The 20,395-nt window shown below is 66.8% G+C and carries 17 protein-coding genes, 1 tRNA gene and 1 pseudogene; 12 read left to right on the top strand and 7 right to left on the bottom strand.

The window, feature by feature from the left end:
- Positions 1–29: 29 nt before the first annotated feature.
- Complete coding sequence (locus RPX00_RS45825) at positions 30–596, top strand: carboxymuconolactone decarboxylase family protein (RefSeq protein WP_116204669.1); 567 nt, start codon at positions 30–32, stop codon at positions 594–596.
- Between the two features lie 21 nt (positions 597–617).
- Here the strand turns inward: RPX00_RS45825 and RPX00_RS45820 are convergent, their stop codons facing one another.
- Positions 618–1,559 (bottom strand): sigma-70 family RNA polymerase sigma factor, encoded by a 942-nt coding sequence (locus tag RPX00_RS45820; protein WP_406635463.1) that lies wholly within the window; start codon positions 1,557–1,559, stop codon positions 618–620.
- A 51-nt stretch (positions 1,560–1,610) separates the two neighbouring features.
- On the opposite strand from RPX00_RS45820, the gene dnaG reads away from it, so the two are divergent.
- From dnaG to RPX00_RS45800, 4 genes are read left to right on the top strand one after another with little or no spacing between them, the layout of a single operon-like run.
- Positions 1,611–3,524 (top strand): DNA primase, encoded by a 1,914-nt coding sequence (dnaG, locus tag RPX00_RS45815; RefSeq protein WP_406635461.1) that lies wholly within the window; start codon positions 1,611–1,613, stop codon positions 3,522–3,524.
- A 1-nt stretch (position 3,525) separates the two neighbouring features.
- Positions 3,526–4,047: a hypothetical protein gene (locus RPX00_RS45810; protein ID WP_406635459.1), complete on the top strand. Its 522-nt coding sequence runs from the start codon at positions 3,526–3,528 to the stop codon at positions 4,045–4,047.
- A 51-nt stretch (positions 4,048–4,098) separates the two neighbouring features.
- Positions 4,099–4,866 (top strand): trans-aconitate 2-methyltransferase, encoded by a 768-nt coding sequence (locus RPX00_RS45805; RefSeq protein ID WP_406635457.1) that lies wholly within the window; start codon positions 4,099–4,101, stop codon positions 4,864–4,866.
- On the top strand, positions 4,866–5,441 hold the full coding sequence (locus RPX00_RS45800) for a class I SAM-dependent methyltransferase (protein WP_406635455.1): 576 nt from the start codon (positions 4,866–4,868) through the stop codon (positions 5,439–5,441). Before RPX00_RS45805 ends, RPX00_RS45800 begins: the two co-directional genes overlap by 1 nt.
- A gap of 5 nt (positions 5,442–5,446) precedes the next feature.
- On the opposite strand, the gene RPX00_RS45795 is transcribed toward RPX00_RS45800, so the two are convergent.
- Positions 5,447–5,626, bottom strand: a complete 180-nt coding sequence (locus RPX00_RS45795; protein ID WP_406635453.1) for a hypothetical protein — start codon at positions 5,624–5,626, stop codon at positions 5,447–5,449.
- 163 nt (positions 5,627–5,789) lie between these two features.
- Here RPX00_RS45795 and RPX00_RS45790 point away from each other — a divergent pair.
- Together RPX00_RS45790 and RPX00_RS45785 are read left to right on the top strand one after the other, a co-directional pair.
- A tRNA-Asn gene (locus RPX00_RS45790) sits at positions 5,790–5,862 on the top strand.
- A gap of 642 nt (positions 5,863–6,504) precedes the next feature.
- Complete coding sequence (locus tag RPX00_RS45785) at positions 6,505–7,755, top strand: helix-turn-helix domain-containing protein (RefSeq protein WP_406635452.1); 1,251 nt, start codon at positions 6,505–6,507, stop codon at positions 7,753–7,755.
- A gap of 98 nt (positions 7,756–7,853) precedes the next feature.
- Here RPX00_RS45785 and RPX00_RS45780 read toward each other — a convergent pair whose 3' ends face one another.
- Positions 7,854–8,357, bottom strand: coding sequence for a hypothetical protein (locus RPX00_RS45780; protein ID WP_406635450.1), 504 nt, complete (start codon positions 8,355–8,357; stop codon positions 7,854–7,856).
- 3 nt (positions 8,358–8,360) lie between these two features.
- On the bottom strand, positions 8,361–9,230 hold the full coding sequence (locus RPX00_RS45775) for a DUF6192 family protein (RefSeq protein WP_406635448.1): 870 nt from the start codon (positions 9,228–9,230) through the stop codon (positions 8,361–8,363).
- Positions 9,231–9,988: 758 nt separating this feature from the next.
- Here RPX00_RS45775 and RPX00_RS45770 point away from each other — a divergent pair.
- Together RPX00_RS45770 and RPX00_RS45765 are read left to right on the top strand one after the other, a co-directional pair.
- Positions 9,989–10,147 (top strand): DUF2637 domain-containing protein, encoded by a 159-nt coding sequence (locus RPX00_RS45770; protein WP_406635447.1) that lies wholly within the window; start codon positions 9,989–9,991, stop codon positions 10,145–10,147.
- A gap of 687 nt (positions 10,148–10,834) precedes the next feature.
- Positions 10,835–11,296 (top strand): DUF488 family protein, encoded by a 462-nt coding sequence (locus RPX00_RS45765; RefSeq protein WP_406635445.1) that lies wholly within the window; start codon positions 10,835–10,837, stop codon positions 11,294–11,296.
- On the opposite strand, the gene RPX00_RS45760 is transcribed toward RPX00_RS45765, so the two are convergent.
- Positions 11,282–12,127: a hypothetical protein gene (locus tag RPX00_RS45760; protein WP_406635443.1), complete on the bottom strand. Its 846-nt coding sequence runs from the start codon at positions 12,125–12,127 to the stop codon at positions 11,282–11,284. The genes RPX00_RS45765 and RPX00_RS45760 overlap by 15 nt on opposite strands.
- Before the next feature lie 474 nt (positions 12,128–12,601).
- Between RPX00_RS45760 and RPX00_RS45755 the strand changes: the two genes are divergently transcribed.
- From RPX00_RS45755 to RPX00_RS45745, 3 genes are all read left to right on the top strand, one after another.
- Positions 12,602–13,792, top strand: a complete 1,191-nt coding sequence (locus RPX00_RS45755) for a PAS domain-containing protein (RefSeq protein ID WP_406635441.1) — start codon at positions 12,602–12,604, stop codon at positions 13,790–13,792.
- A gap of 918 nt (positions 13,793–14,710) precedes the next feature.
- Positions 14,711–15,508 carry a hypothetical protein gene (locus tag RPX00_RS45750; RefSeq protein WP_406635439.1) on the top strand — a complete coding sequence of 266 codons (798 nt, stop codon included), beginning with the start codon at positions 14,711–14,713 and terminating at the stop codon, positions 15,506–15,508.
- 269 nt (positions 15,509–15,777) lie between these two features.
- On the top strand, positions 15,778–16,392 hold the full coding sequence (locus RPX00_RS45745; protein WP_406635437.1) for a TIGR02391 family protein: 615 nt from the start codon (positions 15,778–15,780) through the stop codon (positions 16,390–16,392).
- A 506-nt stretch (positions 16,393–16,898) separates the two neighbouring features.
- Here the strand turns inward: RPX00_RS45745 and RPX00_RS45740 are convergent.
- A pseudogene (locus RPX00_RS45740) lies at positions 16,899–18,517 on the bottom strand (alpha/beta hydrolase).
- Positions 18,518–19,792: 1,275 nt separating this feature from the next.
- Positions 19,793–20,278 carry a hypothetical protein gene (locus RPX00_RS45735; protein ID WP_406635434.1) on the bottom strand — a complete coding sequence of 162 codons (486 nt, stop codon included), beginning with the start codon at positions 20,276–20,278 and terminating at the stop codon, positions 19,793–19,795.
- Between the last annotated feature and the right edge of the window lie 117 nt (positions 20,279–20,395).

Below are 20,395 nucleotides of genomic sequence, written 5' to 3'. Positions count from 1 at the left end.
CCTCGAACCACTCAGAAGGAGGACCCGACATGCCTCGTATCCCGGTCAAACGAGCCACCGACGGCGGCCCGGTGCTGAAGCTCTTCTACCGGATCGCCGGCAAGCGGTACGGCGCGGTGCCGGAGCCGATGGCCGTCGTGGCGCACCACCGCGGCCTGCTGCGGACCAGCATCGCCCACGAGCTGATGGCGGAGAAGGCGTCGAAGCATCTGCCCGCGAACGTCCGCGAACTCGCGGTCTACCGCGTCGCCACGCAGATCGGCTGCTCGTGGTGCGTCGACTTCGGCACGATGCTGCAGCGGCACGACGGCCTCGACATCGACCGTCTCAAGCACATCGACGAGTACGCGACGTCGCCGTTGTTCACCCGCCAGGAGCGGCTGGCGCTGGCGCTCGCGGACGCGATGTCCGGCCCGGCCGTCACGGTCACCGACGAGCAGATCGCCGAGCTGGTGGCCGAATTCGGCGAGAAGGGCGTGGTCGAGCTGACGTATCAGATCGGCCTGGAGAACTCGCGGGCGCGGATGAACAGCGCGCTCGGCATCGTCGACCAGGGCTTCACCTCGGGCGACGCCTGCCGCGTCCCGATCCCGTGACCGCCCGGCCCGGCCGGGGCGTCACTGCTCCGGCCGGGTGATCCGGGTGAGCTTCTCCGGGTTGACCTGGTCGTAGACGCCGACGATGCGGCCGTCGCGCACGCTGAAGGTCTGCACGCGCTCGTCGAGGGCAATGTAGCCGTCGGCGGCGGGCAGCTGCGGCAGCCACAGGCCGAGATCGCCGTTGACCAGCACCGGCCGCCCGCGCTCCATCGTGCCCGGCGCGTACTTCGCCAGCACCCCGAGCACGAAGCGGGCCACCTTGTCCGACCCGACGATCATCCGGCGGGTGGTGCGCGACCGGCCGTTGGAATCGCCGATCATGACCACGTCCGGGTGCAGCAGTTCGGTGACCGCGCGGATGTCGCCCGCGAGCAGCGCGACCACGAACTTCTCCAGCACCGGCTGCTGCTGCGCCAGTTCGAGCCGGGCCGGCGGATCGGAATCCTCGACCGCGCGACGGCCCCGCGAAGCGTGCTGCCGCGCCGCCGCCGGGCTGCAGCCGAGCACTTCCGCGATCTCCGCGAAGGGCACCGCGAACGCATCGTGCAGCACGAATGCCACGCGCTGCTCCGGGGTGAGCCGATCGAGCACCACCATCGCGGCCATGCGCAGGCCGTCGTCGCGCACCGCGGTCTCGAGCGGGTCCTCGCTCGCCGGCGCGCCGAGCGGCGTGACGATCGGTTCGGGCAGCCATTCGCCCACGTACTTCTCGCGCTGCACGGCCGCCGACCGCAGCCGGTCGAGGCAGATCCGGCCGACCACCGCGGTCAGCCAGCCGCGCAGGTCGCGGATCGCGGCGCGGCCCGCGTCGTCGAGCCCGGACAGCCGCAGCCAGGCCTCCTGCGTCGCGTCCTCGGCGTCGGCGCGGGTGCCGGTGAGCCGGTAGGCGGCCCGGATCAGGTGCGGCCGGTGGACGGCGAACTCGGCGGCGTAGCCGTCCAGCGCGGTCGTGGTGCTCATGTCCCGAGTGTGCCGCACGGCGCGGCGGGAGGGAGAACTATTGTGGTTGGCGTGGCAGGACGGATTCGGGAGAGCGATATCGCGGAGGTGCGTGAGCGCAACCGGATCGACGAGGTCGTGGGGGAGTACGTCGCGCTGCGCCGTGCCGGCGGGGGCAGCCTGAAGGGCCTGTGCCCGTTCCACAACGAGAAGACCCCGTCGTTCAACGTGCGCCCCACTCACGGGACCTTCCACTGCTTCGGCTGTGGCGAGGGCGGCGACGTCATCAAGTTCATTCAGAAGATCGACCTCGTGTCGTTCGTGGAGGCGGTCGAGCGGCTCGCCGACCGGGTCGGCATCCGGCTGACCTACGAGGGCGGCGGCGCGTCGGTGCAGCGCGACCGGGGCACCCGGTCCCGGCTGATCGAGGCGCACCGCGCGGCGGCCGAGTTCTACGTCGAGCAGCTGGTCACCGACGAGGCGAAGGCGGCGCGGGACTTCCTGTCCGAGCGCGGTTTCGACGCGGCGGCGGCCAAGCAGTTCGGCTGCGGTTTCGCGCCCGGCGGCTGGGACAAGCTCACCAAGCACCTGCTCAACCGCGGGTTCGAGGTGAAGGAGCTGCTCGCGTCCGGCCTGTCGAAGGAGGGCCAGCGCGGCCCGATGGACCGGTTCCACCGGCGGCTGGTGTGGCCGATCCGCGACGTCGGCAACGACGTGGTCGGCTTCGGCGCGCGGCGCCTCTTCGACGACGACCGGATCTCGGCGAAGTACCTCAACACCTCCGAAACGCAGATCTACAAGAAGTCGCAGGTCATGTTCGGCCTCGACCAGGCGAAGCGGGAGATCGCGAAACGGCATCAGGTCGTGGTGGTCGAGGGCTACACCGACGTGATGGCGATGCACGCGGCGGGCGTGCCGACCGCGGTCGCGTCGTCCGGGACCGCGTTCGGCGAGGACCACATGAAGGTCCTGCGCAGGCTGATGATGGACGACGACGCCTTCCGCGGCGAGGTCATCTTCACCTTCGACGGCGACGAGGCGGGGCAGAAGGCGGCGCTCAAGGCGTTCGAGGGCGACCAGACGTTCGCCGGGCAGACCTACATCGCGGTCGCGCCGGACGGGATGGACCCGTGCGAGCTGCGCATCGCGAAGGGCGACACCGCGGTGCGCGACCTGGTGGCCCGGCGCACGCCGCTGTTCGAGTTCGTGATCAAGAGCATGCTGAAGCAGTTCGACCTCGATTCGGTCGACGGCCAGGTCGCCGCGCTGCAGAAGACGGTCCCGATGGTCGCCGCGATCAAGGACCGGGCCAGCCGGGACGGCTACGCGTCGAAGCTGGCCTGGTGGGTCGGCTGGCAGGACGTCGCGCAGGTGGTCAACCGGGTGCGCGGCGCGGCCGGAGCGGCGGCCCGGCGCGGTCCGGTCGAACCGCAGCCCCGGCGGGCGGCGGCCCGGCAGGAAGCCCCGGCGCCCGAGCCCGAGAAACAGGACCTGCCGCGTCCCGCGCCGAACGACCCGCGGTTCATCGGGCAGCGCGAAGCGCTCAAGGCCGCGCTGCAGCAGCCCGCGATCGCCGGTCCGGAGTACGACTCGCTGCCGGAAGAGGCGTTCACGCATCCGGTCTACATCGCGGTGCACCTGGCCGTGCTGAAGGCGGGCGGGGCGGCGTCCGGGCTCACCGGGCCCGCGCTGCTGGACGCGGCGTCGGCGCACTGTCCGGAAGGGACGGTCCGGCGGGTGCTCAGCGAACTGGCGGTGGAACCGTTGCGCGCCTTGGGGGAAGTGGACTCGCGCTACATCTCCGGCGTGCTCGCGGGCGTGCAGGAGAACCTCGTCGGCAGGCAGATCGGCGAGATCAAGTCGAAGCTGCAGCGGCTGTCGCCGGTCGAGGCCCCGGACGACTACCGCGCGCTGTTCGGCGACCTGGTCGCGCTGGAGCAGTACCGGAAGTCGCTGCGCGAGCAGGCGGCCAGCGGGTGGGAGTGACGTGGGACTGCTGAACCGGTTCTTCGGCGGCGGGCTGCCCAAGGGGTTCCCCGGCGAACTGGCCCCTGGCGAGGACCCGGTCGCCGCGGCCGCCGTCGAATCGGGCGGGCACCTCGTCGTGACGTCGCTGGGCCTGTGGATCCCGTCCGGCGACGGCGCGCGCCGGGTCGGCTGGCATCTGGTGGCCAAGGCGACCTGGGGCGACGGCGTGTTCACGCTGACCGAATCGGAGGAGACCGGGCGCACCGGCGCGGTCGCGGTGCTGGCCGACCGCGAGCCGGTGCGGTTCCGGCTGCCGCAGCCGGGGAAGGTGCCGCAGCAGGTGCGCCTGCGGGTCGACGGCTCGGTGCGCGGACGGCACCGGCACGAGTTCCCCGAGGGCGGCGCCTGGTTCGTCCAGCGCAAGGTCCCCGGCCGCGACGGCGTGGAGCTGCAGGTGCGCCCCGATCCCGGCACCGACCCGGCGCTGGTGGAGGCGGTCGCGGCGGAGGTCGGGGAGAAGCTGGCCAACCGCGCGGAGTAGCAGTACGCTCGTACTCAGTACGGACGTACTGTTACTGGCGGGAGGCTGCTCATGTGGGATCCGGCGAAGTACCTCGACTACTCCGACCTGCGCGGCCGGCCGTTCTACGACCTGATCGGGCGCATCTCGGCTTCCTCGCCCCGCCGGGTGGCCGACCTGGGCTGCGGCCCCGGCACCCTGACCCTCGACCTGGCGATGCGCTGGCCGGACGCGGTGCTGGAGGCGATGGACAGCTCGCCGGAAATGGTCGCCGCGGCCCGCGAACGCGGGGTGTCCGCCGAGGTCGGCGACGTCCGGTCGTGGACCCCGAAGCCGGACACCGACGTGGTCGTCTCGAACGCGGTCCTGCAATGGGTGCCCGGCCACGAGGACCTGCTGCGCCGCTGGGCCGGGGAACTGCCCGCCGGGGCGGTGCTGGCAGTGCAGGTCCCCGGCAACTTCTCCGCCCCCTCGCACGCCATCAGCCGGGAACTAGCGGCGTCGCCAGCCTGGGCCTCGCGCCTCTCGTCGGTCACTCTGCGGGCCGAAGACGCCGTCGGCGAGCCCCGCGACTACGCGAACCTCCTCGCCGACGCCGGCTGCCTGGTCGACGCGTGGGAAACCACCTACGTACAACGACTTTCCGGCTCGCGAGCAGTACTGGAGTGGATCACCGGAACCGCCTTGCGTCCCATCCGCGCGGCCCTGGGCGACGAGGACTGGGCTGAGTTCCAAGACGACCTGGCCCCGCTGCTGGACGAGGCCTACCCGCCCCGCCCAGACGGCACGACGTGGTTCGAATTCCGGCGGATCTTCTTCGTCGCTACTATCCCGGGTTGATGTCCTACTGGAACACCAACGTCGCCCGGCACCCCGGGATCCTCCGCGCCGTGCCCGCCGGCTGCTCGACCGCCTTGGACGTCGGCTGCGGAGACGGCCTGCTGGCGCGGAAACTGGCCGCGGTGGTGCCCTCGGTGACCGGCGTCGACAGCTCGCCGGAGATGATCGCTCAGGCCCGCTCGCAGTCCGCCGACACCTTCATCGAAGGCGACTTTATGGTGGCTGACCTGGGTACCTACGATTTCGTCTGCTCCGTGGCCACCATCCACCATCTCGATTTCGAAGCCGCGCTGCGCCGGATGCGGGACGTGCTTAATCCGGGCGGCACTCTGGTCGTAGTCGGCCTGGCCCGCGACGCGAGCCCGCGAGACTGGATGGCGACGATCGCGGCCGCGCCGATCGTGCGAATCGTGAAGACGCTCCGCCGGGCACACGGCCCGGAAGGCATGCCGGCGATGCAGCCGCGGATGAGCTACCGCGAGGTCCGAACGACCGCGCGGCGGTTGCTGCCAGGAGTGCGATACCGGAGGCATGTGCTGCGTCGGTACTCGCTCACCTGGCAGAAACCGTCCTGAGCCGGTCAGCCGTTCCCGCGCCCGAACCTCTCGCCGAGCTTCGCCCTGGCCACCCCGGCGGCCCCCTGGACCATCGGATGGTCGGCCAGATTGCGGTAGGTGCGCACGATCTGCTCGTACCGTCCCCGGCCGGCCTTGGTGCCCAGCACGTACCCCAGGCCCACACCCAGCAGGAACTTCTTCATCGGCGGCCACACCTCTCGTCAGCAGGACTTCCGACTGTCCATTGTCCAACACAACCGGCTTCCGCGCGGGACCGCCGAAGACCCACCCCCTGTGCGGGGCCGGAAGGGGATGGGCTAAAGTTCTTCCTGTCAGCCCGGAGAGATCCGGACCGGCGGAGCACGATCCCCTGTAGCTCAACTGGCAGAGCATTCGGCTGTTAACCGGAGGGTTCTTGGTTCGAGTCCAAGCGGGGGAGCAAAGCCCAGGTCAGCGACCTGGGCTTTTTTGCTACCTGTGAGTAGGGGCGATTTAGTGTCGATTTTGACGGTTGTCTAGCGACCAGCCGTCGTGCTGCTGCCGCCCCGGCTGGTTGTCGTGGCCTCTGTATCGGATGCGTGACTCGCGTCAGCTCCTGCCGTGCCGGAACGTCGAGTCCATTGCGGTCCGGGCCGGAAAGCCTGCCAGGACCTCCGCTTCTGGTCGGCGACGGGACGCTCGTCTCTGCCGCTGGCTCTCCTCTTTCTGATGCCGAGAGAGATCGTGGCTTCTCCGGATTCCGGAGAAGTGTCGTGCGGCGAGCGGCATGGCTCTCGCCGAGCGGAGTGCAGTCGGGAGCCACCTCGAAGCCGACGGCGCGGTCTCTCGTATGTCGACCAGGGCGAAGCCGGTCACCTGGGTCTCGCCAGCAACGTCGGCTACCTACTCACGACACGCGGGTGCGGCGATCAGTGCCTACTGGGGTCGTGACGGGGCAATGTTCGCCGCCGCGACTAGCGCGGTTCGAACTGTTGTCGCCCGGGGGTTCGGTCCGGGTTGGAGAGCTGTGGGGCGATCTGAACGTGAATAGCGCGTAGTCCATCGCGTCAGGCGTTCGTGTCGCATGTCCTAGGCTGGTCGAATGGCCTTCACTGCACTTCACCGCGCTGTCGGCGCGGAGCCCGGCCCCCTCGACGGAAACCTCCTTGACGCCGCAGTCGCCGCCGGGGCGACAGAGGCGCGCGACTTGGACTGGAAGTCCGAACTGCCGCCGGCGAAAGGAATCGCGCAGACGGACTTCCCGAAAGACGTGGCCGCGATGGCGAACAGCGGAGGCGGCGTGATCGTCTTCGGCGTCCGCGAACAGCAAAAGGCAGCGACTGAGCGCGTGGATGTGGGTGATTTCGATGAAAGCTACGAGCGGTCGCTGCGGAGTGCGGCGATCACGGCGATTTCCCCGCCGGTGTTTGGGTTGAATGTTCACCGCCTTGGCGTTGAGGGCAACCGCGCCGTGGTGGTCGAAGTTCCGCCGAGCGTCGACGGTCCTCATCTGATCTATAAAAATGACTATTTCGGTGCGCCGATCCGCAACGACTCCGACACAGTGTGGATGAGGGAGCGCCAGATCGAGGCCATGTACCGAGCCCGATTCGACGAGCGCCGACACGCGACCGACGCGTTGGATGCGCTGTATGATCACGCTGCCGCTGGCCGGGATGCACATCATCGGGCGTGGTTGGTCGCGGTCGCTCACCCGCGGATCCCGGTTTCTCGGGGTGCCCTGACCCGTGATGAGGCGCGGAGGGTGCTGCAGGAGTCGGCCGAGCTAGCGCTGGTGTACGCGTCGCGCAACGGGATTCATCCTCTGGAGAGCGTCGATCGGCTGAATCCTCGGCCTGGCCTGCGCCGATGGATCGCGGTCAACACCGCGACAGACGCGATTTCGGAGTGGAAGGAGTCCTGGGTCAGCATCCATCACGACGGGTCGGTGACGCTCGCAACCGCTGTCGGCGGACACCGAAGACCTGATGGCGAGTACCGCGATGGCAGAGAGATCACATCTGCAGCCATCGAATGTGCTGTTGCTGACATGATGGCACTCGTTCGCGCAACTGCTGATGTGACGAGTAACGACGAGTACGACGTGCGCGTCGGGATCGTTTGTGCCCCATCGGAGCCGTTCAGAATTCTCACCACGGACAACATGGGTTTCGACTACGGCGGGGTGTCAATTCCTTTGCACCGTTACCAGCCGGTTGAGACGAGCGTCAACGTCGCAGTTGCATCCTCTGACTACTTCTGGCGAGTTCACGACCTGGCGGAGGATTGCGTGAATCAGGGCGGCATCTCGAATGTGCTGCTGATCCACCCTCCTGCACGCGAAGATCGTTAGTCAGACCGGCGCTGGCGGGCGAGGACCGCGAAACTTCCTGCCATGTTCTGGTCAGACCGCCGCGGCTCTGTGGTCTGGTGTAGCACAACAGCCGAGCGTCACTCCTTACGGGACGATTCGAGGGGGCTAGATCCGCGCTCCGCCGCTATGTTCAGATTTCGTGTTCGGGGACCGCGGCCGGTTTGCTTCTGTGGTGCGTTCCGGATCAGGAAATCGAGCAGCCCGATGGTCGAATTGAGCTGCTGCACGACGAGGGCAGCGTACTGATCATCGGGCAGGCGCTCCTGGTGCGGCAACGCCGTTCCGGTGAGGATCAGCCGAAGGCGGCTCAAGGAAATCCGCACGTCATGGGTTTCGAAGTCGATCCACGCTGACAGGTCGTCTGTGAACGACCAGCCGCCTAGCCGTGTCCAGGTCAAGGGCGTTCTGTGTTGCGCTGCGGCAGCTTCCCGGATCCAACGGATGCCGTTGCGGACCTGGTAGAGGGAAAGTTCCGTGACAGCTATCAATTCCTTCGTTGTCAATCCGCCTGGGCGAGCTTCGACGAGGGCCAGGCGCACTCGCTCGCCGGTGACGGCTTTGGGCAGGGCCCCGCGTGACATGACTCAGTCCTCGGCGAGCAGATCAGCGAACTGTTGATCCATGCTCGTGTCGCCCGTGTTCACCGCGGTCCTGCACCAGTCTGCCGCGGCATTCACTTTGTCGAGTTGGGCGTGAATTGCGTTTTCCTCCTGGCCTGTGAGGCGGTGCGCTCGCAGCATCGGCAGGGCCCTGGTCACTGCGGCGGTGAACGCTGCGCAGCCGCCTAGCAGTTGGGTGACCTCCATTGAATACCGTAGCTGCCGCACGGCAGGAACTCGTGTCTCGACGTCGCTTCTCGCTTGGCGTGCGCGCTCGACTTGTGCGCTGTTGACCAAATGGCGGGCGGTTTGGTCGGCCATCACGCGGCTTGCGACCTCGGGACGATGGAGCAGGGTGGTGGCCACCGTGGTGGCAACTTCGTCGTCTCGCGCCAAGTCGTGAACTCGCGCGATCTTCTCTCCGGTTGTTTCCGGGTGGGTTGGAGTCCTCCCGGCGATCCGTGCGGCGTCGTCGGTTCGCCAGTAGCGCCGCCCGCTCCGCGGGTTCGCGGGAGGTTTCTTGATGATCGAGAATCGCTTCGGCATGCTGTTCAGCATTCGATGCGTGGTGAAGCTGGCCAGTTGAAGCTGGCGTTTCTCTCTTGGCCATGCGGCGGAAGTGGATCGGTAACTGAGCAAGGTGGAGAATTCGACTCCAATATCATTCGCGAATGTCGTCAAGGTTTCGTAGGTTCCCTCGTCGACACCTCCCGGCGTGTGCATCGGCTCGATTTCGAGAGCAATGTCGCCGAGTTCGAATTGGCACGAACTCATGGAATCGACAGCTCTGAGGGCTTGCCTGAGCAGTTGATCGTAGCGTCGGCTGGTGACGTGTCCGACCTTCTTGGTTGCCATGGTGCTGCCCCTATCCACATGGCTGGCGGGGGGACTCGGCCTCCGTCGGTGTGCGGGATTAGCGGAGACAGTGTGCCCCGCCAGAGCCTTCGGGGCAAGAGCGCAATCAAGGATATTTGCGCAGGTCAGCGTGAGTTTTTGAACGTTCGCGAAACTGTCACGGTGACGCTATCCCGAACGATGCCGCTTCCGCCAGGCGCGAGTTCGGCACCGCGGAGAGCAGGTCCGCACATTCTGGCGGCGATCGATCCCGGGCTGCCAACTCCGGCCGCAGCCGGGGCACACGCGGACCGTCTCGTCGGAGGAACGAACAAGAGTCTGAACTCGCTGAGCCATGCGCGCTCGCAGCCGCCAGTGCCGGGCGCGGCAACGGCTGGAGCAGAAGCGGATGCGACGAGACAGCGTTCCCTTTATCTGTTCGCCGCACATCTCGCATGCACGTGCGGTTCCGTCCATGTCATTATCGTGCGCCTTAGCTGACGTCGCTGTCGCGTCTTCGCCCGGGTAGAGAGTAAGACGAACTCCTCTTCGCGGGCTTGGAGAAGGGCCGGCCGCATGCGACCGCAGCCGTCAGTCGAAGTCGCCCGTAGTACGTCGGTGTCGTCCCTCTGGCGCAGTCGGACCGGATGCTGACCTGGACATGGCCCGCGTTGGCCGTGGCCACAGCAAAGCTGAGGTGCGTTCACCTCAAGTGACCGTTGGGTAGCGGAGGGCGGTTCGGTTGTGGTCGTTGCGGGTGCGTTGCGGCGCGACGGTTGGTGGCGTTGGGTGCTGCGTATGCGTCGTATCAGCATGGTCGGGCGTTCGCGTTGCGGTTTGGCGCGGGTGGCACGACGGCGGCGACGTGGCCGTTGATCATGGATGGTTTGTCGACGTTGGCGACGGCGAGAGTTGTGGCGTGGCCAACGGGGGAGTGATCGTTGGGTGGGGTCGGCGGCGTTCCTGTTCGGGATCTCGCAGTCGCGTTGTGCGATATCGGTGCGGCTCCGTCGTTGAGTGTGCTCGGGGCGACGGTGGCGGCGTGCCCGTGGCTTGCTCTGTTGCTTGCGGTGGAGTTCCTCAACCGGGCATGACGCGCCATCGACCAGGCATTGAGCAGAGCAGGCTAGCCGCCTATGCCGATCCCGCTGTGGAGTCGGTGCCGGAGCAGGTCTTGGAGGGCGACGAGTCGACTGCTGAGCTGCGAATGCGGGTGTACTGCGGGCCAGGAGGCAGCGGCGGGTCGCCGGCCGTCGGGCGCGGAGCTGGACCGGGTAGCTGGGACTCACGATTACTGGCGGCGAGTGCTTCGTCAGTGGAACGCCGCGGGGCGTTTCGATACAGTCGCGGAAATGTCGCTTGCCCACGGCAAGACAGGACACGTCCTGGCGGGTGCGTCCTGAGGTGGCCCGTGGATTCGCGGAACGAGTCGGGGTGTGTGGCCGCCACCCGTCGTTGGATTCGTCGGCACGGGGCCAGCGCGACCTCGGCACAGGCTCCTCAGCCAATGCGATGAGGGGACCGTTCATCGCGCCACAATTGGTGCGGTCCGGCCTTCGGGGCTTCGGTGGGCCTGTCTGCAGGCTGGCGTAGCGGCCGCGATGCGCCCGTGAAAAGGTGTGGCCATGAGGACGGCAGGCGCAGCGGATGCGGGTGTTCGCGGCGGGGTGATCGGAGTCGGGTACGAGGGCCAGGACATCGACGGCTTCGTCGCGGCGCTGGTCCGCCGAGGGGTGACCAGGCTGGTCGATATTCGGCTGACGCCGATCTCGCGCAAGCGTGGGTTCAGCAAGACTGCTCTGGGAAACGCCCTGGTCGAGGCTGGCATCCAGTACGAGCACCGCCGCGAGCTTGGCAACCCTAAGTCCAACCGGGCCGGTTTCGGCGGATCCGAATTCGAGCTGGCCGACGCGAAGGCCCGGTACTCTGCGCTGCTGGAGGAGGACGAGCCCCAGCGGAGTCTGGACGACTTGGCGCACGTCGCGGCGAACGAGTCGGTCGCGGTGCTGTGCTTCGAAGCTGATCAGCGCCGTTGCCACCGGGACGTGGTTCTCGGCGAGATCGTCGGCCGGCTATCTCGGGCCTGACTCCGGCCGCGGCGGGTAGTAGACGCCGAGGACGCTGAAGGTTTTCGGATGCGCAGCGATGTTGCCGACGTAAAAGGCGACGTCGCGATCGGGCGCGCAGATCTCGTCCAGGAACCTGTGACGCAGGCGCTCGGCTGCTTCGGCATCGCCCATGGCGCGCAGGCGCAGCAGCTGGAAGGTGACGAACTCCCAGTCGATGATGCCTTGCTTGTGACCGTTGCAGTCGGGTTCTAGGCATTCGTAGTGATAGGTGCCGGAGAATCGCGGGGTGCGATCTTCGTCGCCGAAGAGGCTGAACTGACTGACGTAGGCCTCGATCTTGGCTTTCTGCGCGGCGGTCCATCCGGGGTGGCGCGTGATGCGTAGGTCAGTGATTCGGCGGGGCCGGAGCAACGCGAGTGATGTGCTCGCCATGGTCGCTCCCCGGTGGAGTCGACACATCGTCGTGTCGGCGCTGATGGCCGGATCGAGCCAGGAGCGTCGCGAAGACCAGGGCCTGAGGTGACCGGTCACTTCGAGCGTGGGCATCCGGGGCCGCCAGCTTTCACGTCGGCTGTCTTGGCGCGCGGGCACTGCCTTGACCGTGATGATGTCGTACTTTTTGAAGCTTTCCCGGTCGCTGAGTTCGCGGAAGTTGATCGGGTACAGGCGGATCCAGCCTGGACGCGCTGGATCCAGGCTCAGCCCGGCGACACAGACGGTCTCCCCGTATTTGTCGGACGGGTTCGGCGCGGCTTTGACCGTGACCAGGACTTGCAGGGTGACCGCCTGGTCGCTCGCCGGTTTCGGCGGCGGGTCAGTCGGCTGGCCGAACATCGGTAACTGGGTCATCAGCCCTCCCGTCTGCTGACCACGACTACCGAACGTAACGCCAGGGTCGTCGAACTGAGAACGGCCAACCGAGTGACAGATCCAGCCTGGCTCGTTTGACTCGAGGGATTGGCACCCCGCAGCTCACCGCACCGCATCGTCTCCCTTCATGGTGCGACGATGCTTCCGGAAACGTGTGCCTGCCTCCCGCCTTCATGGCCAATCATGTCGCTCTGGCCGTCGGGCCCGGCACTTCCGCTGAGCGCGATGGCCGTTCCGATGGCGAGTGCGATCAAGCAAAGGCGGAGCGTCGCGGACCAGGACCTCAGTGCTGCCCGGAGTACCTTGCACAATTCGCGGGACATGCTGTCGCCTTCCTGTCGCTGATGGCAGCGGCGAGCATGGAGCGTCCTGCCGGCCAACGGGATTGTTCGGGTGAACAATGCAGGTGAGGGTCGAACAATGGCGAATTGTTCGCGAACAGAGGGGGAAGCTGTGGCCGGACGGCCGTGGGGCGCGGTGCAAGCCGAGGACGAGGTCGTCCGCGGTGCGGCGCTGTGGCTCAGGGACTTGATGAAGCGATCCGGTCGGACCGTGCGGGAGGTCGCTGCGGCGTGTGAGTGTGCGCCGTCGACGGTGTCGGCCCGGATCAACGGGGCCGCGGGGCCGCAGTTGAAGTTCTGCGATCAGGTGATCGAGGCGTGCTTGCCGCGGGCAGAGTGGCCGGTGCAGAAGAAGGAACTGCGGAAGCTGCTCGGCCGCCGGCCTGTTCCGGCCAGGGAACCGGTGGTGCCCGACGCCCGGACACGGGTCCTGGAAGCCCAGGCCGAGACGGCACGTGCGCAGGCGCAGACTGTTCGCGTGTTGTCCGAGTTGAGCCTGGCGAAGGACCAACTGCTCGCGGGCATGCGCCTGGAATTCCAGGCGCAGCAGATCATTACCGCGTTGCGGGCTGTGTTGGTCCACCTGGTCGGATCTGGCGCCTCCGCGGCCGAAGACGAGGCGGAGGCCAAATTCTATCTGGAGCGAGCGAGAGACGAACGAGGCCGCGCTGAACGACTGGCCGACGACGCGCAGGCGGTGCTGGAGGCACTCGGCCAGCGGTTGTCGACGACGGGCATTCCAGCCGCCGAGCCGGTCGTTACTCCTGAAACCATGCTGCTCGATGTCACCGCCGGGCTGGCCAACGTCGGACAAATCCTGGACCGCCAGGATCGGCAATTGAGCCAGTGGGAAGGAGAAGCAACACCGGCAGCGGCGGCCGCTCGGCTGAGCGCGCACTACGCTGACGCGCCCATGCCAGCAGCGATTCTCGATGCCGACGATCGCATCCTGTGGGCGAACAACAGCTTCGAAAGGCACACCGGGTGTTCCGCAGCTGAACTCGGCGGCATGCGGTGGACTCAGCTGGTCCGGGGCTGGTCGGAGAGCGCCGACCACCTGGTTTACCACCACCGCTATGGTCACATTGAGAGCTGGCAGGTGCAGCGCTGGACCGCGTCGGGATGCCAGGTGGCAGTCCTGCACAACCCCGGTACCCGGACGAGTGCGACATTCCCTCCGTTGACGGTGCTGGGAAAAAGCTCAGCGACTCCGGCGCGTTTCTCCGGGGGCGGTTCGGTGCGGTGCAAGTGCAATTCGGCGACCGCCCGAGCGCCGCTCTCGATGACCGGCTGCTCCGAATGATGTTCGAACTCGTTTGCCCCGGGCTGATGGTTCTCGACTGCATGGACGACCGCTATCTCGTGATCTTCGATGGCGAACGGCACAGCCTGGCCCGCCTGCTCCGGGATCTCGAGCAGCTGTGTTTGGAATTTCCCGGGTCTGTCATCGAAGGAGCGGTGGAGCCGGGTGCCGCCCCTCGCAACGAGCTGGACGAGCTTAGCGGAGCGATGGGCAGAGCGCGTCGCTCCAGGAAAGCTCTGGACCGTGCGAACGCCGGTTTTCGCCGAGATCTGCTCGTCGCCGGAAGAGCCCGTGCGATATCGGGTCGCCCTGACCCGCTCCGGTTCAGTGGCCGCCGTCCAGGTTGTCAACAAGATTTCGCCCGCCGTGTTCGAAGAACTCGCGACTCAGCTCCCCCGATGGGCGGAGGCGAGTGCGCGTGGGGGTAGGGCACCGGACGTGGAAATCGACGTAACCGCTGCGGATCTGAACAGGCATGACTGGCGTTTGTGCTTGCCGAAGGCCTGGGACATGGCGCATCGGATACGCCTGGTACTCGACTCGGTGCGGGACTTTGACAGTTTCGCGCTCCTTCGGCGTTTCGAGCCCAAGGGTTCCGTGGGCGTCCGTCCAGCAGCGCCAGGCCGCGACGCACCAGGGGATCGGCTGGTGCCGACCAGGATCCCGCTCGCGGTGGGTCCGTCAATCGACGCAACCGCGGTTGAGTCACTGTTGCGGGGTAAGAGGGCCGTGTAGCGGCTGAGCTGTCGACTTATACTGCGGGCTAAGCATTCTCGTCCGGGCAGATGCCTCGGGAAGGGCGTAGCCGGACTCGCGCGGCACTGTCCACGGCAGACACGAGTCCGTGCTCGCCCGGAGAGCCGTCGCCATGGCAGGCTTGGTTGGACGGAGCTGGTTTCAGAACATGTCCATCGCGCGTTGGCGTATCTCCAGTTGTTGAACGACGGCGGCGTCGACCCGCTTCAGTTTCATCTCGACGGCTTCGCCGTGTCGCCTCCTCCCCGGGATGCGCAGTTCGGGAGCCCTTTCTTCCCCGCTTTGCCGGATATCTTCCGTGGGCAGGCGGTGCGCAAGGCGGAGCCGGTAGTGGACTATTTGGTCAGCATGGGGTGGGCCACTCTGGCGGACGACTTTCGCGTGCAGCTCACCAGCTTGGGCCGGGTTGTCCTTGCCGGGCTCGGGACCGAAGACCTGGACCCCGCCCAGTCGTCGGCCGTTGCTGATGTCGTGCTCGAACCGAAGGATCCGCTCGCCTGGGTCAGCCTGACGCGGGTTGTGGGCGCAGCGGGTGAAGGTCTGCTCGTCGACGCGTATTTCAAGGCCGACTTCGTGCCGTGGCTTGTCGACAGCACCACGATGCGTCGAGTGCTGATCTCGTCGAGGCATCCGAAGGCGCAGCGAGACCTGGGGTTGATGGCGATCGCGCTCGCCACTGTCCCCGACGCCGGCGTTCTCGAAGTTCGTTCGACCGACAGCCCTGAGCTGCATGACCGGTGCATCATCACTGCCGACGGAGACGTACAGCTGCTGGGAAGTTCAGTGACCGGTGTCGGCAAGAATTTCACCGCGATCATGCACCCGGACCAGGAAGTGAAGCGGCTCTATCGTAACCGCTACGAATCGCTCTGGAAGTCAGCGATCGTCGTCGAGCCACGCAACCCGTCCCGCAATGCGCAGGTGACTGACAAGACCTCTCCCGAGACCGAGAATTCCTGACGCGGCTCGTGATGCTCGGTCGGACAAAGGCCGGGCTGCGACGCACTGAGCGATTCCCTCCGGCGGGTGCGCGGTGCGCGTAGCCGGTTTTGTCGGGGCCTCGGCGTACTGTTCCCGCCGTGAATGATGCGCTTGCCCACGAACGTCTCGCCGAAGTCTTGGACCTCATCGACCGTTGGGGATCCTTGTACGATCGTCGGTGGGGTAAGAATTCCCGACATGGGAAAGATCCCGGTCTCGCTGCGGCGCTGGACGAGGGACGGGACACTGTGCGAGCCCGTACGAAGCTCGCCCATGACGTGATCTTCGCGATGGGCGAGGACGCTCTCGCCGAGAAAGTGACCGAGCACGAGGAGGGGATGTACGGCGGGCATCCGTTCTCTCAGGCTCGCGTCGCGATCGTCGAGGCGATGGCGATCTTGTCTCAACGGGAGGAACTGGCTGAGATCATCGGCCCCGTGGGACCGCGGCTGGTCGCATCCGAACTGCATCCAGTGATCTGGGGTGCCGCGGCTGCCTTGTGGGACGACGGGCACTACCGGGCCGCAGTCCAGACCGCAGCGACCGCTTTGGAGGGGCTGCTGCAGGGCTTCGCTGGTCCTGCCGTAGCCGGCGAGGGCCTCGGTGGTCTCTTCTCGGTGACTGATCCGGTACCAGGGTCGCCGCGCCTGCGGATCATCGGGTTGGACGTAGCTTCGCGAACAGGAAAATCGGCCCACGAAGGCGCCGCTGCGTTGGTCCGCGGCGCATTCCTGGCTGTGCGCAACCTTGTCGCGCATCCCGGATGGCCGGATCCAGGCCCTCGGGAAGCATTGGAGATGTTGGCGACTTTGTCCTACGCGGCTCGTTTCGTTGATCTGTCTGAGAGCGCGGAGGCGGAGTGAGCAGTTCGCTCTTCGACCGGGTCCATGCGCTGCGCGTCGCTCGGGGACGGAACGATGTCGGTCGTTCTAGCAGACGGTACGGTAGTGACCAGACCGTTGACACGAGAGCCCTTCGAGCCCAGTAGCGCCTTCGCGTCGTCGACTTACCTGCCGCAGTCGCGCGAACTGCGGGTGGTGACGACGCGAGGCGACGAGATCGTTTTCGAAAGGAAGTCGCCGGGATCGACGAGAGCGTCGCTCAGCTCCATTACCGGCCACGCTGTCCACGATTTGCCGGTTCGTTGCGGGCGACGTTCGGCCGCTGGCAACGCGTCAAGCTAAAACACGATCAGGTACCGCATCCGCAGCGAACGTGATCATTGCTGCTGCAGCGACCCGATACCTCGTTCGTCAACAGTGATCGGTGACGGTTGCAGCTTGACGGCACAGCGTGTCGGCCGGGCAGCGGGGTCCGATGCCCGGCCGACAATGCCCATTTCCGCAAGGCCGCGAAGGCCCTGGTGGCGTCAGGCTCCCGGGGGTACCGGCAGCGGCATGCCGGGGAGGTTCTGGTCGTTCGGCACGACGCCGTCGACCAAGTAGGCCTCCACGACCTTGTCTACGCCCGCGTTGCCGCCGGCGTAGATGCCGTGGTCGCCTTCTCCGGTGATCGTCAGCATCCGCGAGTTGTCGAACGCGTTGTGCGCGCGGCGCGCGCCCTCGATCGGCGTCGCCGGGTCGTGCTCCGACTCGACGATCAGCACCGGCGGGACGCCCTTGCCGTTGAGCACCGGCAGCGGGGCCGGGGGTTCTTCCAGAACAGGCACGGCTGGATGAACCAGCCGGCGCCGAGCAGCGGCAGTTGCCGGTCGATCAGTTTCTGCGACTGTTTGACGGCGCTCTGGGTCGAGCCGGTCCACGGGCCTTCGTTGCACGGGATCGTCCAGAACGACGCGTCGTAGGAGTCACCGTCGGCCGGCACCATCAGCGGCTGCGGGCCGGAGGTCGTGGTGCTCTTGTCGGCGGCCTTGACCCGCTGCGCGGCCGACGCCTTGTCCTGGGCCGAAGTCGTGCCTTGGGTCAGCGCGCGGACGTTGACCAGGTAGTCGGCCAGCCCCGGAAAGGCGCGCTTCGAGTAGATCTGCGCCGCGATGAACGAGTCGAGACCGTTGGCCGAAACGTGCGAGCCGTCCGGCAGGGTGACCGCGTTCTGGGTCAGGGCGTACCGGACCTGCTCGTAGGTCTGGCGGGCCGCCTCGCCGGTGGTGCCGAAGTGGTAGAGCTTGTCGTAGTTCGCCATCCACGGCAGGAAGTCCTGCCGCCAGCGGCGCTCGAAGCCGAGCGGCTGCGCGTCGAACGACTTCTGCCAGGTCGTGGTGAACTCGGTCGCGGAGTCGAGGACGAACCGGCCGGTGTGCGCGGGGAAGGCCTGGGCGTAGTGCGCGCCCATCCAGGTGCCCGCCGAATAGCCGACCCAGTTGATCTTGTCGCGGCCGAGGAGCACGCGCAGCAGGTCGATGTCCTTGACCGTCTGGTCGGTGTTGATCAGCGGGCCCAGTTCGCCGGACTTCTGCTGGCAGGACAGCGCCGCGTATTTCGTCGCCTGGAGGATCAGGTTCAGGTTCTGCTTGCTGCGGTCGCGCGGGTCGAGGTCCGAGCCGGTGCCGATGGCTCCGCCGCAGGTGATGTTGGTGCTCTTGCCCGTGCCGCGCGGGTCGAATCCGACGATCTCCTGGTGCTCTCGCAGCTTGGCCTGGTTGCGCAGCCGCGCCGGGAAATTGCGTCCGGGCGCTCCCGGGCCGCCCGGGTTGGTGACGACGCTGGCTGTCGCGTTCTTGGCCGCCTTCAGCCGGCTGACCGCGATGGTCAGGTCGATCTGGGCGTTCGGCTGGTACCAGTTGCGCGGCGTCTTGTAGGTCGCGCACTCCATGTCCTTGGCGCCGTCGGGCGGGGGAGTCGGCAGCTCGGAGGGGACCGCGCACGGGTGCCAGTCCAGCTTTTGGCTCGCGTACTGCGCGGGGATGCCGGTCGGGCTCGGCGGCTGCTTGCCGGTGGCAGCCTCCTGGCCCGCGAAGGCGGGCGTGAACCCGGCCAGCAAGGTGCCGGCGATCGCCGGGATCACCACCGCGTAGCGGAGTCGTCTCATATGGTTGCCCCTTTTGGGTATTTCGCCGGTGAACGGGCTATTCCTATAGCGCTGGTCAGGACGGAACAACCGCCGTTGGTCGGTGGCGCGGAGCGCCGCGATCGAATCGGTACCGGACAGTCCTGGCGATGCTGCCGCGGTCCGGCGAACAGCGGCACCGCAGTTTTTCCGTCTTGACATGCCGCGGCACCCGTGGTCGCGCGGCATGCCGAGACGGTCTGGCCGCGTGGGCACGGACCGATTGCTACGAAGTTTCCCCGACGCCTTCCGTCGAGTTCTCCGATCGCCGCTCGTTGAAGCTCGCGAGGCTTCCGGGCCATTTGGTCACGACCTTGCCCGGTCATGCCAGGCGACACCAGCTGTGGCATGCACCGGCCTCCATTGCGCGGTCGACACGTCGACCAGCGCTCGATGACCGCGATGATGGACCCGCTCGCCTGGGTGTGCGGACCGGTCACGATGAAGAGGTTGGGGAATCCCGTGACGACGGTGCCCTTGTACGCGTGCGGCGCCTCTCGCCACGCATCCGCTTTCAGACCGCGCGGATTCACCGTGGAACCCGATCCCGGCCTACATGTCGGTCGCGGTCATTGACGAGATCCCGGCCGACCAGACGGTGGTTCTGCGGTCGGCGAGGGCGGGGTAGAACGGCATAGGGGAGAACCTGCGCGACACTCGGATGGCCCGGTCAGTTTTGTCTCGTCGTCGAGATTCCGAGGCCCAGCCTGCTTTTCGTAGTTGGCGCACCTGCTGGCCGGAACCGGCCAGCAGGGCTTTGCGGCTGCGCGTCGCCGACATACTTCTGCTTGGTGGCTGACGATTGCGGCGACCTCGCCCAGCCATCTCTGCTCCTTCGACTTGGCTGGTCGGTCCAGCAGGTTGGGGTGGCTCTTTTACCTGCGCCGCAGCTGTGCTGGGCCGACCCGCAGGAGAGGCATCTGACACCCGCGTTTCGTGCTAACAAAGGGATCCGTAGGTTCGCGAGGGAGGCCTTGCGCAAGTCGAAATGGGCGAGAAACTCGGGCGCTGCCATAACGATGGGCAGGTGCTCGAGGCCTAGGGTGTGTTCGTCTGCTGGGGCGACGAGGCGGGTGCGCGCCTTCTTGTAGGTTGAGCGCGCGAGGCGGACGATGAGGGCCTGCCTGAACCTGCGTCGAGCTGTGGGAGGAGTCCTTGTCGTTACTGGGATTCGGTCCCGTCCGTCGGGCCGAGAACCGTTTCCTCCGTACTCGTCCGGTTGTTGCTTTCAGCTCCGCCAGGGTTATGCGCGCAACGTCAGAGAACGTTCCTGGTCCTCCGCTTCGACCACCAGTACAACGCGGGCGCGATCCCCGCGAGTAAACCCAAAGCGACCATGCCGAAGCCGACCACGAGCATCGCATAAGTACCGCTCAAGTCAGAGTGCGCGGTGTTGCGGGTGAAGCTGACGGATCCCGCGCTCTCCACAATGGCCCCGGCGGCGAGCAGAACCACCGCGACCACGGTCAAGTACCTGAGAAGTTTTTGCCAAGCCGGCAAAGGGGTAGCGGGGCGCGGCTCGCGCTTCCGGGCCCGAAGCCAAGCGGACGCGGCCGCCCCGCCGATCAGCAGGCCTCCCACGGTGGCGGCCTGACCGAACAAGAAGGCGCCGCCGGCACCGATATTGGCACCGGTATCGGGTCGCTGGGTGATGAGCATGACCAATCCCGTGCCCAGCAACGCGGCCCCGGCGGCGATGAGGCAGATCGCGATGGTGGTCAAGAGCCTGACATTGCTGATCATGGTTGCTTTCCTGCTGGCTGACGTGTGTACGCGGTGGCCAGGCCGGCTACTTTCCCGCTCCCCTGATAGTTGGACTCCTCGAGTTTGCGGACGAACGAGTAGTAGATAGTGGTCATA

Source organism: Amycolatopsis sp. WGS_07 (assembly GCF_045278895.1).
Lineage (GTDB): Bacteria > Actinomycetota > Actinomycetes > Mycobacteriales > Pseudonocardiaceae > Amycolatopsis.
Note: the sequence above shows the minus strand (reverse complement) of the source record. Positions and strands in the feature narration are given on the sequence as shown.